At 63.4% G+C, this 14,708-nt stretch carries 13 protein-coding genes and 1 pseudogene; 7 read left to right on the top strand and 7 right to left on the bottom strand.

Going from position 1 to position 14,708, the window contains the following annotated elements:
* Window positions 1-267 precede the first annotated feature (267 nt).
* Window positions 268-1,494 carry a PepSY-associated TM helix domain-containing protein gene (locus BG61_RS26355; RefSeq protein WP_232256356.1) on the top strand — a complete coding sequence of 409 codons (1,227 nt, stop codon included), beginning with the start codon at window positions 268-270 and terminating at the stop codon, window positions 1,492-1,494.
* Window positions 1,495-1,774: 280 nt separating this feature from the next.
* Here BG61_RS26355 and BG61_RS26350 read toward each other — a convergent pair.
* The 4 genes and pseudogenes from BG61_RS26350 to BG61_RS26335 all read right to left on the bottom strand — a co-directional run bounded on the left by BG61_RS26350 (window position 1,775) and on the right by BG61_RS26335 (window position 5,191).
* A pseudogene (locus BG61_RS26350) lies at window positions 1,775-2,799 on the bottom strand (IS110 family RNA-guided transposase).
* Between the two features lie 164 nt (window positions 2,800-2,963).
* Window positions 2,964-3,707, bottom strand: coding sequence for a PepSY-associated TM helix domain-containing protein (locus tag BG61_RS26345; protein ID WP_035936579.1), 744 nt, complete (start codon window positions 3,705-3,707; stop codon window positions 2,964-2,966).
* 154 nt (window positions 3,708-3,861) lie between these two features.
* On the bottom strand, window positions 3,862-4,914 hold the full coding sequence (locus BG61_RS26340; RefSeq protein WP_035936576.1) for a serine/threonine protein kinase: 1,053 nt from the start codon (window positions 4,912-4,914) through the stop codon (window positions 3,862-3,864).
* Window positions 4,915-4,978: 64 nt separating this feature from the next.
* On the bottom strand, window positions 4,979-5,191 hold the full coding sequence (locus BG61_RS26335; RefSeq protein WP_035936573.1) for a hypothetical protein: 213 nt from the start codon (window positions 5,189-5,191) through the stop codon (window positions 4,979-4,981).
* Between the two features lie 343 nt (window positions 5,192-5,534).
* On the opposite strand from BG61_RS26335, the gene BG61_RS26330 reads away from it, so the two are divergent.
* Together BG61_RS26330 and BG61_RS26325 are read left to right on the top strand one after the other, a co-directional pair.
* On the top strand, window positions 5,535-6,821 hold the full coding sequence (locus tag BG61_RS26330; protein WP_035936657.1) for an MFS transporter: 1,287 nt from the start codon (window positions 5,535-5,537) through the stop codon (window positions 6,819-6,821).
* 235 nt (window positions 6,822-7,056) lie between these two features.
* Window positions 7,057-7,242 (top strand): hypothetical protein, encoded by a 186-nt coding sequence (locus tag BG61_RS26325; RefSeq protein WP_035936571.1) that lies wholly within the window; start codon window positions 7,057-7,059, stop codon window positions 7,240-7,242.
* A gap of 114 nt (window positions 7,243-7,356) precedes the next feature.
* On the opposite strand, the gene BG61_RS26320 is transcribed toward BG61_RS26325, so the two are convergent.
* On the bottom strand, window positions 7,357-8,055 hold the full coding sequence (locus BG61_RS26320; RefSeq protein ID WP_035936655.1) for a dienelactone hydrolase family protein: 699 nt from the start codon (window positions 8,053-8,055) through the stop codon (window positions 7,357-7,359).
* Window positions 8,056-8,685: 630 nt separating this feature from the next.
* On the opposite strand from BG61_RS26320, the gene BG61_RS26315 reads away from it, so the two are divergent.
* Complete coding sequence (locus tag BG61_RS26315; RefSeq protein WP_035936568.1) at window positions 8,686-9,831, top strand: branched-chain amino acid ABC transporter substrate-binding protein; 1,146 nt, start codon at window positions 8,686-8,688, stop codon at window positions 9,829-9,831.
* A 130-nt stretch (window positions 9,832-9,961) separates the two neighbouring features.
* Here BG61_RS26315 and BG61_RS26310 read toward each other — a convergent pair whose 3' ends face one another.
* Window positions 9,962-11,185 carry an MFS transporter gene (locus tag BG61_RS26310; RefSeq protein WP_035936564.1) on the bottom strand — a complete coding sequence of 408 codons (1,224 nt, stop codon included), beginning with the start codon at window positions 11,183-11,185 and terminating at the stop codon, window positions 9,962-9,964.
* Window positions 11,186-11,389: 204 nt separating this feature from the next.
* Here BG61_RS26310 and BG61_RS26305 point away from each other — a divergent pair, with 204 nt between their 5' ends.
* The 3 genes from BG61_RS26305 to BG61_RS26295 all read left to right on the top strand — a co-directional run bounded on the left by BG61_RS26305 (window position 11,390) and on the right by BG61_RS26295 (window position 14,161).
* The gene (locus BG61_RS26305) at window positions 11,390-12,055 is read left to right on the top strand and encodes a HugZ family pyridoxamine 5'-phosphate oxidase (protein WP_035936652.1); all 666 of its coding nucleotides are present in this window, start codon (window positions 11,390-11,392) and stop codon (window positions 12,053-12,055) included.
* A 356-nt stretch (window positions 12,056-12,411) separates the two neighbouring features.
* Window positions 12,412-12,717: an H-NS histone family protein gene (locus tag BG61_RS26300; RefSeq protein WP_035936562.1), complete on the top strand. Its 306-nt coding sequence runs from the start codon at window positions 12,412-12,414 to the stop codon at window positions 12,715-12,717.
* A gap of 229 nt (window positions 12,718-12,946) precedes the next feature.
* Window positions 12,947-14,161 (top strand): cation diffusion facilitator family transporter, encoded by a 1,215-nt coding sequence (locus tag BG61_RS26295; protein ID WP_035936560.1) that lies wholly within the window; start codon window positions 12,947-12,949, stop codon window positions 14,159-14,161.
* A gap of 3 nt (window positions 14,162-14,164) precedes the next feature.
* Here BG61_RS26295 and BG61_RS26290 read toward each other — a convergent pair whose 3' ends face one another.
* Entirely contained in the window at window positions 14,165-14,623 is a 459-nt protein-coding gene (locus BG61_RS26290) for an Lrp/AsnC family transcriptional regulator (RefSeq protein ID WP_008352298.1), read from the bottom strand.
* Between the last annotated feature and the right edge of the window lie 85 nt (window positions 14,624-14,708).

The raw sequence follows: 14,708 nt of genomic DNA, 5'->3' as shown, positions 1-14,708 counted from the left end.
CTCCTCGAAAGGCATCTGCCTCGGCACGTCGTTTCCGAGGCCGCGCGAAGGGATCGAACCACGGCGCCGCTTGCGCTTGCCGCCTGACTTCATGACGTACGTCCCGCTTGCGCGATCGAACTGCTGCATTCCGGGCATGAATCGCCGATGCGCGGCCTGACCGCACTACACCCTCCCGTTCCTCCGTTTATAATAATCATTCTCATTTGGACGCCCGCACGGCGCGCGTCTTTACTGCTCCATCCCAACCCGAAAGGACCCTCCCGCATGCGAGGCAACTACCTGACCGGCCAGCAATCCGACCGGCCAACGACGCAAGCGCCTTCGCATCGTCCGGCGGACCGGCACGACGACCACCCGAAACGCGGCATGAGCCAGCGCTCGCTGCGCGTCTGGTCGATCGTTCATCGATGGACGAGCCTCGTCTGCACTGCATTCATGCTGCTGCTTTGTCTCACCGGTTTGCCGCTCGTTTTCGGTCACGAACTCGACGTGCTGCTCGGTGACGCCATCGAAGCGCCCGAGCTGTCCGCGTCGCAGGCCAATGCCCGCGCGACGTACGACGCGATCCTCCGCTCCGCGCTGACGCAGCATCCCGGCCACGTGCCGCAGTACATGATCTGGGAGCCCGACGAGCCGATGCTGCCGCTCGTCGTCAGCGCGCCGCGCGCCGATACGCCTCCGGACGACACGCTGACCACCGTCATCGACGGCCGCACCGCGCAGGCGCTCGGCGCGCCGCCCGGCAAGGGATCGCTGAAATTCGTGCTGCTGAAACTGCACGTCGACATGTTCGCCGGCCTCGCCGGCAAGCTCTTTCTGGGCGCGATGGGCGTCGCGTTTCTCGCGGCGGTCGTGTCGGGCGTCGTCGTGTATCTGCCGTTCTGGAGGAAGGTCGGGCTCGGCCGCGTGCGTCTGAAGAAGAAGCGCCGCGCCGTGTGGCTCGACTGGCACAACGCGATCGGCATGCTGACGCTCGTGTGGGCCGTGATCGTCGGCGGGACGGGGTCGATCAACACGCTCGCGGATCTGATGCTGGAAGCGTGGCGCAACGACCAACTCGCGCAGATGCTCGCGCCGTATCAGGGCAAGCCGCCGATCACGGCGAGCGCGTCGGTGGACGACGCCGTGAAGATCGCCCGCGAGGTCGCGCCGGACATGATTCCGTCGTTCGTCGCGTTCCCCGGCACGCGCTTCAGCAGCCCGCATCACTACACGGTATTCATGCGCGGCGACGGCATTCTCACGACGCGCATGCTGCGCCCGGTGCTCGTCGACGCCTCGACGGGCAAGCTCACCGATTCGCGCGAATTGCCGTGGTATCTGACGCTGCTGCTTGGCTCTCAGCCGCTGCATTTCGGCGATTTCGGCGGCATGCCGCTGAAGATCTTCTGGGCCGCGTTCGATGTATTGACGATCGTCGTGCTGGGCAGCGGGCTGTATTTGTGGCTCACGCGCCATAACAGCCGGCGCAAGCGGGCGGCGTCTTCCTGATGCGCGCGTAAAGAAAATCTATGGTCACCCCCGTTTTTGCTACACTGACTTTTGACGGTGTGGATTGGCTTGCCTAAATCTATCCGGCGTCGTTGTGGGGATCGCTCCCCGCGCCACGATGAGAATCGCGCCTGACGGTCCCAAAAAAGGCCGCGGCTTCTAAAGCCAATTTCTTTGACGGGTTGTTCGTCAGGCCGGTGTGCCATTCACGTCATCAAATTTCAGCGGTCGCAAAACCAGGTAGGTGAAACTCAGTAAAACGTGGTTAGGAATCGGATGCTTAGACCGGTACAGCCCCCGCTCCCGCATCGAATGTGCTGTTGTGGGTTGCCAGCGCCCAGGCGGTGCGCGCCAGCTTGTTGGCAAGCGCGCAGGCCACCACGTTAGAGTGGGTGCGTGCGAGCATCGCACGCACCCACTCGGCCAACCGGCCGGTCTGCCGGTCGAGCCGCTGCATGTAGGCTCTGGCGCACTGCACAAGCAGGCATCGGATATTCTTGTCTCCGCGTTTGCTGATGCCCAGCAGATTTGCCTTGCCGCCCGTACTGTATTGGCGCGGCACGAGCCCGATCGACGCCGCGAAGTCCCGACTGCAGCCGTACTGTTTGCCATCGCCCATTTCGGAAGCCAGCACGCTCGCGGTGATCGGACCGACACCCGGGATGCTGAGCAGGCGCTGGCCGAGGTTGTCATCGGCCAGTTGCCGGGTCATCTCCCTGTCGATCTCGTCGATCTGTTCGCTGAGGTATTTGAAGTGGGTATGCAAGCGATCAAGGATCGCGACCAGTCGCGGCGGGAGGGAATGATCGGCGAATACTGCCGGCAAGCGCTTGATGACAGCCTGTCCAATAGGCAAACTGATGCCAAATTCGAGCAGGAAGCCGTGCATCTGGTTGCAGGTTTTAACGCGATCCCGAACCATGGATTCGCGCATCCGGTGCAAGGCCGACAACGTTTGTTGGGATTCCGTCTTCGGCGTCACGAAGCGCATGGCCGGACGCGACGCTGCTTCGCAGATGGCTTCGGCGTCCACGAAATCGTTCTTGTTACTCTTGACGAAGGTCGCACAAACTGCGGCGAGATGAGTTTGGCCTGATGCCCGAAGGCAGCAAGTTTGCGGGCCATGTAATGGGCGCCGGCGCAGGCTTCCATGACCACCGTGCAAGCGAGAAAGGTGGCGAAGAATTCGATCAGTTGCTTACGATTTACCTTTCGGTGGAACACGGCTTTGCCGTGCTGGTCCTGACCGTGAAGATGAAACGAGTGCTTGCCCAGATCGATTCCAACCAGTGTCACGTTCTGCATGATGGCCTCTCCAGAAAAGAAAACACCCTACAGCGTAACCCGCGTGCAGGGTGGGGGTGACCATCTCATTAAGGCCGTTGCGACGCGATGCGCAACGGCCCTTCATTTTCCAGCGTGTCAGGTCACGGCCGACGCTTCAAAGCGCCCGCCCGACCCTCGCAAGCTCACATCATCCCGCACACCACCGCTGCCACGATCGACGCGCCGACCAGCACCACGCCCACCGTCCGGCGCTTGTTCAGCTCGGTCCACAGCAGCACGCCCGTCAGCGAGAGGAGGATGATGCTTCCCGCGAGCGTATCGATGAGCAGCACCCATCCGACGCTCAGGCCCACGCCCTTGTGCAGGTTGCTCATCGTCGCGAGGAAGCTGTTTTCGGTGCGTTTCACCGATACGAATCCATTGCCGACCCAGTATTCCGCCGATACCCCGCCCCCCGGCGACGCCACCGCGACGGTCCACAGTTCCGGCTGCATCGTCTTCTGATCGCCCCAGCCGACCGTGTGTGCCGGCTCGCGCTTCGTGCGCCCGAGATTGCCTTCGATCTTCAGTTCGCTCTTGAGCCAGGTCCCGAGCTCTTTCGGCGACTTGAGCCCGTGAGCGGGCAATGGAAGCTGCACCTGCGAGACCTGCGGTTCACCGGTGGAGATCCTGAGCGGCCCGCCGCGATGGTTGAGCAGAAATCCGGTCGTGCCGAACAGCAGTCCGAGCACCGCGCCCCACAAACCCACCCAGCCATGCACCTTGCGCAGCCATTTGATGAACGTCGCGCGCCGCGAGCGGTTCTTGCGGACGGCTTGCTCTGCATCGTCGATAAGACGCGTGCCGGGCGCCGTCGCGTGTTGCTTGTAGTGCATCGCGGAGGCGTTCGATGGCGCTTCCGGCTTGATGGTTTCGGGCGCGTTCACGCGTCTCTCCGTTCTTCAGGGTAAAAAGTGAGCAGAAAAGCCACGGTGGACCTGGCGTCGATGCGCCGGCCCAGCGTGGCTCGCAAATGAGAATCGTTATCATTGCATGGCCGCCAAGTTTTCTCAACTTTTTACGAACGGCCGAACGACAAGATCAGACGGGCCAGAGCGGCCCTTCCTGCATCGCGCCGACTTGCTCGCGCAATTCGAGGATGCGGTCTTCCCAGTAGCGCTGGGTGTTGAACCAGGGGAAGGCGGCGGGAAACGCCGGGTCGTCCCAGCGGCGCGCGAGCCATGCCGCGTAATGAATCAGCCGCAGCGTGCGCAGCGGTTCGACGAGATGCAGCTCGCGCGGCTCGAAGTCGCAGAAATCCTCGTAGCCTGCGAGCAGGTCGGCGAGCGCGCGCGACGCCTCCGCGCGCTCGCCCGGCAGCAGCAGCCACAAATCCTGGACGGCGGGGCCCATGCGGCTGTCGTCGAAATCGACGAAATGCGGACCCGCGTCGGTCCACAGCACGTTGCTCGGGTGACAGTCGCCGTGCAGGCGGATCGGGCGGATGTCGCCCGCCCGCTCGAAAGCGCGCTCGACGCCTTCCAGCGCCATCGCCACGACGCGCTCGTACGCCTCGCGCACGTCGGCGGGCACGAACCCGTGCGAGAGCAGGAACTCGCGCGGCTCGAAGCCGAACGTATGGATATCGAGCGTGGGCCGCTCGCGATACACCTCAAGTCCGCCGACCGCATGAATTCGCCCGATGAAGCGCCCGAGCCATTCGAGCGTGTCGCTGCGGTCGATATCGGGCGCGCGGCCGCCGCGGCGATCGAAGATCGAGAAGCGATAGCCTTCGAAGCTGTGCAGCGAGGTGCCGTCGATCACGCGCGCGGGCACGGCGGGAATCTCGCGCCGTTCGAGTTCGGCGACGAACGCGTGCTCCTCGAGAATCGCCTCGTTCGACCATCGTTGCGGCCGATAGAACTTCGCGACGACCGGCGGGCCGTCCTCCATCCCCACCTGGTACACGCGGTTTTCGTAGCTGTTGAGCGGCAGCATGCGCCCGTCGGTGCGTACGCCCGTGGGGATCAGCACGCTGTCGAGCGCGTCGAGGACGCACTCGGGCGTGAGGCCGGCAAACGGAGGCGCGGCATGAGACTGGTCATGCGGGGGCGTGGCAAAAGCGTCGGAAGCGTCGGGATGGTCGGATGTCATTCCGGCATTGTGCCTCGCATCGGCTCACGCGACCTGCCTTTTCCCGCGGACCGGTAATCAGGGTTCAATGCACGACCGCATTCGCCGGACGCACGATGTCGCCGGTATCGATGAGGTCTTCGAGGAAGAACGGTTCAGTGTTGAGCAGCTTCGACGTGCCTGGTTCGCCCGCGTACCACGCGACCATCGCCATGTCGCCAAGAATTCGCATCACGATGCCGCGCGCGCCCTGAGGCACGGCGATATGCACGGAGCGGACAATCGAACCGATTTGCATGATGAAACCCCGTTTGTGTGCCGGCCAAGCGATGCCGGGCCGGTCATTTATTTTTTACCAAGCACGTGCCCTCGGGCTCGTGCACCTGAACGCCGCCGCCCTTTCAATGCGTAAAACGAGAGCGAAAACGTCCTTGATTCAGCGATTGCGCTATTACTTTAGCGCATCGAGACGCATGGAGTCGAAGGGTTGCGTCCGGGAACGCCGACGATTGGCGCCTGGGCTACGTGCGCCCGGTAACGTACGCCCACTTTGAAAGCGACGCGAAAGCGCGCAGTGAGTTCACGGGCATGTGACTTGCGATCGGCGTATCGTTATGATCTTTGCCAACGGAGGCCTTGTCGTGACTTCTTCGCCGGCGCCGCACCGGCCCTCTTCCGACGATCCTCTTTCTTCATCGACCAGCGCAGCGCCCAGCCCCACGTCCAACCCCACGCCTTACCTCGAACACGGTTCGCGCGCCTTCTGGCATGCGTCGCTTGCGCTGCTGTTCGCAGGCTACGCGACCTTCTCGCTGCTCTACTGCGTGCAGCCGCTCCTCCCCGAGTTTTCCGCGACGTTCGGCGTGAGCCCCGCCCAAAGCGCGCTCTCGGTGTCGGTGACGACCGCGTCGCTCGCGCTCGCCATCTTCGTCGCGGGGTTCGTGTCGGAAGGCTGGAGCCGGCATCGGCTGATGACGCTGTCGCTGACTGCGTCGTCGGTCCTGACGGTCATCACGGCGTTTCTGCCGAGCTGGCACGGCCTGCTCTTCGTGCGCGCGCTGGAAGGGCTCGCGCTCGGCGGCGTGCCTGCGGTGGCGATGGCCTATCTCGCGGAGGAAGTGGACCCCGAAGGCCTCGGACTCGCGATGGGGCTCTATGTCGGCGGCACGGCGATCGGCGGCATGGCCGGGCGCGTGATCAGCGGGATTCTGGCGGACTTCTTCTCGTGGCGTGTCGCGATCGGCGGCATCGGCGCGCTCGGCCTGCTTTCGACGCTCGCGTTCCGCGCGCTCCTGCCGCCTTCGCGGCGTTTCGTCCCGCGCCGTGGCATGGGTTTTCATCATCACCGCCGGGCGCTCGCCGGGCACCTGACCCATCGCGGCCTTCCGTTTCTGTTTCTGATCGGCTTCGTGCTGATGGGCAGCTTCGTCACGCTCTACAACTACGCCGGCTACCGGCTGCTCGGCGCACCTTTCAGGCTCAGCCAGACACAGATCGGCGCGATTTTCTCGGTGTACCTGACGGGCGTCGTGGCGTCGCCGTGGTCGGGGAAGATGGCCGACGCGTTCGGGCGCGGCCGCGTGCTGATCGCGAGCCTTCTCCTCATGATCGCGGGCGTGCTGCTGACGCTTTCGATGTCGCTTGCCGTGATCATCGGCGGGATCGCGTGCCTGACGTTCGGCTTTTTCGCCGGACATGCGGTGGCAAGCAGCTGGGTCGGACGGCTCGCGACGCACGCGAAGGGTCAGGCGGCGGCGCTCTATCTGCTTGCCTACTACCTCGGATCGAGCGTGATCGGCTCGTACGGCGGCCACTTCTGGACGAGCTTCGGCTGGGCCGGCGTAGCAGGCCTCATCTGCGCGCTGCTGCTCGCCGGACTGGCGGGCGCCGGGTATCTGCACAGGCGCGAGCGGACCGGCGTCGCGTGAAAGCGCCGCCGCTTGCCGAAAGGAAAGCGAAATCTGCGGATCATCAGGGTTTTTCCGCTACCGCTTAATAACACCGGGCGGAAAGCCTTGCCGGACAAGGCTCGGTGTTCGATGCGCCGCGTTCTCGCGCGCATATCGGCTTACGCGCTACAAAGCGCGGCCTATACTCAAATCGAAAGTGCGGCGGACAGCGAGCACGGCTGGACGCAAGAAGCAATACGATGGGAGACGAGCAATGACGACGTACTTTACGATCGGCGACTTTATTCTGATCATCCCGATGGCGCTCGCCGGCGCCCTGTTTCTCGGCGCCATTCCGTGCGCCTCGCATTTCAAGAACAACGTGCTCAGGGCTTTCGGCGCGCTGGTTGGCGTGCTGGTGGCGTTCCTGCTGGTCGAGGGCCTGCCTGCGCTGATATAGCGGTTCGCGGCGCGGGTGCATCGCCTGCCGCGATCTGCCGCTGCGCGTGCTGTCACGCGCGTTTCATCGACGCCACGAAACGCGGGCGTCGCACGACGCCCGCGGTTTCCAGCCTTACATATGCTCGCCGAGGAACGTCAGCGTGCGCCCGTGCGCGAGCGCCGACGCATGCGCGTTGTACGACGCGCGATCTCCGCAGTTAAAGCCGTGGTCGGCGTTCGGATAGACGAAGACCTCGGCGTCGTTGCGTCCCGCGAAACGCTCGCGCACTTCGCCCACCGCCGACACAGGAATGTGCGCGTCGAGTTCGCCGTAGTGGAACAGCATCGGCACCTTGATCTTCTCGGCCTGGTCGAGTTGCGTCTGGATGCCGCCGCCGTAGTACGCGACGCCCGCGTCGATCGTGCCCTGCGCCGCCGCCAGATAGGCGAGGCGTCCGCCGAAGCAATAACCGATCGCCGCGACCTTGCCGTGCACTTCCGGCAGCGCGCGCAGCGCTTTCGCCGCGGCTCCGACATCGGCGACGGAGAGATTCACGTCGGTCTTCTGCAGCAGTTCCAGCGCCTTCTCGCGATCGGCGCCCTCATAGCCGAGCTCGACGCGCGGCTGCGTGCGCCAGAACACGTCCGGCGCGAGCGCGACATAGCCGTCGGCGGCGTACTGGTCGGCGACGCTGCGGATGTGCGAATTCACGCCGAAGATTTCCTGCACGATGATGACGGCAGGGCCCCGGCCCGTCTTCGGCAGCGCGAGATAGCCCTGAAAGCTGCCGCCGTCCGCCGGAATGTCGATCCATCGGGAAGTTACGGTCACGGTCACGTCGATGCTCCTTCGTAGTGCGTCAATGATGTGTCGATAGCCGCGAAAAAGTCGCGAGGCAAAGGAGTTTGCCACCATTCGAGCGCCAATGCTGGCAAGGGTTTCAGCGGTACGCCGCGGCGCCGGCAGATGAAGGCGCGACGTAACGAAGCCGTAATCGAAGCCTTGCTCGTTCCCGGGCGGGCACGCTGTTTGACGGGCGGGCTGATTATGAGACGCGAATCGGCGAATAAGCTTTTAAAAAGAGGCTAAAGAAGACGGCCATCGACGATTAACGGCACGCGCCCGCGAAACTTGAATCCGTTCGCTGCCATTCAGCACCCATTGCTCGGAAACCCGCATGTACAGGGGCTTTACGCGGAACACCAGCACATTCCGATCGGCTTCTCAACAACACTTTAGTCAGTAGTCGCACCAGTATCCCAAAAAGCTTCCCTAAATTAATTTGACAGCCCTACACTTGCGCGCAGTGCGGATGGCGGCCGCCAAAAACGGCCGGCCTGAAGGACTTGCCAAGTGCATGACGATGCATCCGGCGTGGTCGTCCACGGGACTGAGCGATCGTGATGAAAGACGGGGCACAGGGCGATTACGTTGTTTTTGGGACCGAAACTGGAGACTTACATGAACACCAAGCTTCAAAAACTGTTGCCGATCAGCGCTGCTGCAATGATGTTCGCTGCGTTGGCAACGTCCGCAGCAGCCGACGAAACTGTCAAGATCGGTCACGTTGCACCGCTGACCGGCGGCATTGCCCACCTGGGCAAGGATAACGAAAACGGCGCGCGGCTCGCAGTTGAAGAAATCAACGCGAAGGGCCTGACGATCAACGGCCAGAAGGTCACGCTGGTCCTCGACCCGCAAGACGACGCGGCCGACCCGCGCACGGCCACCCAAGTCGCACAGAAGCTCGTCGACGACAAGGTCGTCGCCGTCATCGGTCACTTGAACTCGGGCACGTCCATCCCGGCATCGAAGATCTACAGCGATGCGGGCATCGTCCAGATCTCGCCGTCGGCAACCAACCCGACCTACACGCAGCAAGGCTTCAAGACGACGTACCGCGTCGTCGCGACCGACGCGCAGCAAGGTCCGGCCCTTGCCAACTACGCCGCGAAGCAGCTGAAGATCAAGAGCGTCGCGATCGTCGACGACTCGACGGCCTACGGCCAGGGTCTTGCCAACGAGTTCGAGAAGACCGCCAAGTCGCTCGGCCTGAAGGTGATCTCGCACGACGCGACGAACGACAAGGCTGTCGACTTCCGCGCGATTCTGACGAAGATCAAGGGCGAGAACCCGGACGCGGTGATGTACGGCGGCATGGACGCAACGGGCGGCCCGTTCGCCAAGCAGGCGAAGCAGCTCGGCCTGCGCGCCAAGGTGCTGGCCGGCGACGGCGTGTGTACCGAAAAGCTGGCCGACCTGGCCGGCGACGCGACCGACAACATCGTGTGCTCGGAAGCCGGCATGGCGCTCGAGAAGATGGAAGGCGGTTCGGCGTTCGCCGCGAAGTATCAGAAGCGCTTCGGCCAGCCGATCCAGATCTACGCGCCGTTCACGTATGACGCGGTGTACATCGTCGCCGACGCGATGAAGCGCGCCAACTCGACCGATCCGGCGAAGATCCTGGCCGCGATGCCGAACACGGACTACAAGGGCGTGATCGGCCAGACGACCTTCGATTCGAAGGGCGACCTGAAGCACGGCGTGATTTCGCTGTACGACTACAAGAAGGGCAAGAAGACCCTGCTCGACGTCGTGAAGATGTAAATGCGTCCGGCACCGGGCGGTCCTTCACCGGACCGCCCGGGGCGGAGAAAAGAAAAGGCACGCGGACTCCGGTTCGGGTGCCTTTTTGTTTGGGCCGGAGCCGCTGCCGCAGCGGGCGGGCTCGCGGACGCTAGATCCTGAGCCGTCTCAGAATTCTCGGCCCGACGAGCGCGATGAGCGCGGTGCAGGCCGCGACCACCGATAGCCCGATCGGCAGCGTGCTCACCTGCGCGACCCCGCCGATCAGCACCGGCCCGAGCAGAAGCCCGAAGTACGCAAGCCCCGCCACCTGCGCGAGCCCTTCGGCCGCCGTCACGCCTTTCACGCGTGCCGCCGCCGCAAAGAGCACCGGCATCATGTTCGCGAGGCCGAGCCCCATCAGCGTGAAGCCCGTCATCGTCACGATCGTGTCGGGCAGGACGAGCGCCGCGATCATCCCGACGAACGCCAGCGCCGCGCTGCCGAACACGAGCTGCGGCGCGCCGAAGCGGGCGCGCACGAAATCGCCGGCGAAGCGGCCCGCCGCCATGCCGCCCGTGAACGCGGCATACGCGGCGCTCGACACGGCGGGCGTCGCCAGCACGACGTCGCGCATATAGACGGTCGCCCAGTCGTACATGGCGCCCTCGGCGACGAGCGCGATCAGCGCGAGGCCGCCGAGCGCCCACAGGGCGGACGAGCGCCACCGGTTCGACGACGACGCCTTCGCGTGCGCATCGTGATGCGGCACGTGCGGCAGCACGGCGGGCATGGAGACGAGCAGCACGACGAGGCTCGCGACGGAGGCGAGCGCCAGATGCATTGCAGGCGACATGCCGTGCGCGAGCAGCGCGCCGCCCGCCGCCGCGCCCGCCATCCCGCCGATGCTGAACATGCCGTGCAGCGACGACATGATTGGCCGCGCGAGCGCCTGTTCGACGGCGCTCGCCTCGGCGTTCATCGCGACGTCGAGCGTCGCCATGCCGAAGCCGAACACGGTGAGCACGATCAGCAATAGCCAGTAATACGGCGCCAGCAGGATCAGCGCGCAGCAGACGGTCATCGTGATGCCGCCCGCGAGGCAGGCGGCGCGCGTGCCGGCGCGGGCGATCCAGGAACCCGTCGTCAGCATCGCGAAAATCGAGCCGCCCGCGACCGCGAGCAGCGCGAACGACAGCATGCCGGGGCTCAGCGTGAACTTGTCGCGCACGGTCGGCACGTGCACACCCCACGACGCGTAGAGCAGTCCCGCGATGAAGAACACGGCCATCGTGGCGTAGCGGGCGCGTTCGCGCGCGGCGGGCGGCAGCTTGCGATGGACCGCGAGCGAGGCATTGTGCTCGGAGGCGCTGGAAGCAGGGGTGGATTCGGACACAAATGGGCTCGTCGTTGAAGGGTGCGCTCGCCTGAGATGCTTCGCGCGAAGCTTTCGATTCTAGCGAACGGCCGTGACACATGCTCGCCCGCGGTGCAGCGCCGTGCCGTCCTGCCTGCCGTCCTGCGCTAACATCGAATGAATGCGCCGGCGTTCCAGCCGGCCCGCCCCGGCCCGCGAAGCCATCCGCACGAGGAGCCCATCGTGAACATTCCGCCGCATGCGCCGCTTCATCTGCTGCATCGAGTACCGGACGGCACGCTCGCCACGCACTCGCGCGACCCCCGCGGCTTTCCGTATCCCACCGCGCTGCCGTTCGCCCCGACCGCGCGCCATCTGCCGATGCTTCTCATCAGCCATCTGGCCGAGCACACCCGCAACCTGCACGCCGATCCGCGCGCTGGCTTCCTCGTGGCGCACGCGAGCGACGGCAGCGTGCTCGAAGGACAGCGCCTGACGATGCTCGGCTCGTTCACGCCCGCGCCGCATCAGGCCACGTCCGAGCTCGCGCGGCGTTATCTGCGGTATCAGCCCGATGCCGAGCGCTATCTCGAACTCGGCGATTTCACTTTCTGGACGATGTCGCTCGAGCGCATGCGCTTCATCGGCGGATTCGGCGCGATGGGCTGGCTCGATGCGAATGCGCTCGACCCGCTCGATCCGCTGCCGGCGGACGTGGAGTCGGCCCTCTGCGCATTCTTCGACGATTTTCCGCGGCGTCCTGCAAATCTCGATTTATTGGGCGTCGATCGTTACGGATGTGATTTCAGGCAGGAAGGAAGCCGCAATCGTTTTACCTTCGATATACCTAAACTCACCGTCGAGGAATTGAAAGGTGCGTTGGTCGATTGTATTGAACGGCATAGGTGAATCTCGATGCGGCACCCGTGAAACATTCAGTAATGTGGCAGGTGATACATTCTTCGCGCGCCCTCATGGTAAAAAGTTCGCATCGCATGAAATCTTCCGGGCCGGATCGATCGCCGTGATTTCACGGTGTGCCAGTTTTCGTTGCGTTTAGTTATGTGAATAACCGCTTTACGGCTCGCAGCGTTTCGGAAGCCGCATCAATTGTCAGGAGGAAAATTCCCAAAGTGGATTTTGAGTGGCGATGCGAACATGCCGCCATAATACGAACTGTGTTAATCTCCGTTTAGCCGAGGCTGAACCGATAATTGAAAGCGAGCGATACGACTCGCGAGTTTGCATACCACAAGGGAATTACCATGCCGTCATACAAGGAACTCCTCGCTCAGCGCGAGAATCTCGAACGACAGATTGAAGAAGCGAAGTCGCGTGAATATGCGGAAGTGCTTAACGAGATCAAGCAGAAAATGGCTGATTACGGGATCACGCTCCAGGAATTGTCGGGCGGCCGTAGCGCCAAGGGTGCAAAAGCGGGTACCCGTGCCCGTGCCGGAGTGGCGCCGAAGTATCGCGATCCGGAAAGCGGCAGCACATGGTCGGGCCGCGGCAAGCCGCCGAAGTGGATCGCGGGTCAGGAGCGCGATAACTTCCTGATCCAGAAGTAAGGCAGCACACGCTAAAAAAGGCCGCGCATTATAGGGCGCGGCTTTTTTTATTGCCTGCGCGGGCTCACGCGCTGCGCGCGGACACCGCGCACATTCGGGCGAAGGAAGGCGCGAATGCTTCTCCTTTCATTAACTTTTTGATTTTTAAAGAATTTTTTTGATTGACTGCGCGTGTCCTGATGGCTGTCGCGAGTAAAATCGGTTCATCGGATTCAACCCGGGTCATCACATGTCGCTTTCACCGGCGCGCGCGGCAGAAAAGCAGGAAGTCGCCCGCAGGACCACTTATACGAGCATCGCGCTGAATGCCGTTTTGACCACGGCGCAGATCGCGGTCGGTATATTCGCTCACTCGCAGGCCTTGATTGCCGACGGCGTTCACTCGTTCGCCGATTTAGTGTCGGACTTCGTGGTGCTGATCGCCAATCGCCACGGCGCGGTCGCCCCGGATGACGACCACAACTACGGCCACAGCCGTTATGAAACGGTCGCTTCATTATTTCTCGGCGGATTGCTGATTGCCGTGGGCTGCGGGATGTTATGGCGCGCGGGCGAACGCATTGCGAATCTTCAGGATATTCCTCCGGTTCATTCGAGCGCCTTATTTGTAGCACTGACGGTACTTGTTTCTAAGGAAGCCTTATTCCGCTATATGTTGCGCGCCGCTCAAAGCGTGCGCTCCGCAATGCTGATCGCAAATGCATGGCACGCGCGTTCAGACGCTGCGTCTTCACTCGTCGTCGCGCTCGGGATTATGGGAAGCATGGCCGGGCTTCAGGTGCTGGATCCAATCGCGGCGGCAATTGTCGGCTTTATGGTTGCGAAAATGGGGTGGAAATTCGGCTGGGACGCATTGCAGGATTTGTCGGACCGCGCGCTCGATCAGGCCACCGCCGACGATTTGCGCGCGCTTCTTTTGAGTACGCCCGGCGTGCGGGACGTGCACGAGTTACGCACGCGGAAAATGGGCGATCTCGCAATCGTCGATGCGCATATTCTCGTGGATCCGCTGATTTCGGTATCTGAGGGGCATTACATCGCTGAATCGGCGCGCGCGCTTCTATTGAAGGATGCGCGTGTGGTCGATGCGCTCATTCACGTCGATCCGGAAAGCGACGCGCTGCGTCCGCCGCCCGGCCGTCTGCCGATGCGCGGCGCGGTCAGCGAGGCGGTCCGGGCGGCATTGTCCGCGCAGGGCCTTTCGTTCGCTGCACTGAACCTGCATTACCTGAGCCCCGGCTTCGACGTCGACGTGCTGCTGCCAATGCCGTCGGGCGAGGAGGAGCGCGCGCGGCTCGCCGAGCGGCTCGATAAGGTCGATGTGGGGGCGCTCCGGCGCCGGCTGGGTGCGCGCGAAATCAGATTCGCGCTCGCGATGCGAACGCCCGCCGCGGGCGCATCCGGCGATCCGTCGGCGACAGACGCGGCCGCGGCACCGCGCTGAGGCTCAGAGCGGCAGCTGCGTGTCGAACTTGATTTCGCGCAGGACGACGCTCGTGCGGACTTGCGCCACGGCCGGTATCTTGAAAATGCGGTCGTGGAGAAAGGCGTCGTAGGCCTTGATATCGGGCGCGACGATTTTCAGGATGTAGTCGGATTCGCCGGTCGTGCTGTAGCACTCGGTCACTTCCGGACAGGTGGCGATCTCGCGCTCGAACTGCTCGACGCCGCCTTCGGTGTGCCGCGTCAGATGAATATGCGCGAGCGCGCAGACATGCAGCCCCAGCTTTTCGCGGTCGAGTAGCGCGGTGTAGCGCTGGATCACGCCCGATTGCTCCATGTCCTTGATGCGCCGCCAGCAAGGCGTGCTCGACAGGCCAACCTGATCGGAGATTTCCTGCACCGAGCGGCGCGCGTCCAGTTGGAGCAGACGCAGGATTTTTTGTGAGAATGTATCGAGAGTCAACTGCGCCTCCGTTTGGTCGCGACCTGACTCTCATGGTAGAGGGGCGCGAAAATAAACGCAATGCGAAGCGCCTGATGTGAGGGAG

Origin of the sequence: Caballeronia glathei, from assembly GCF_000698595.1 — a bacterium.
In the GTDB taxonomy this organism is placed as follows: domain Bacteria; phylum Pseudomonadota; class Gammaproteobacteria; order Burkholderiales; family Burkholderiaceae; genus Caballeronia; species Caballeronia glathei.
Note: the sequence above shows the minus strand (reverse complement) of the source record. Positions and strands in the feature narration are given on the sequence as shown.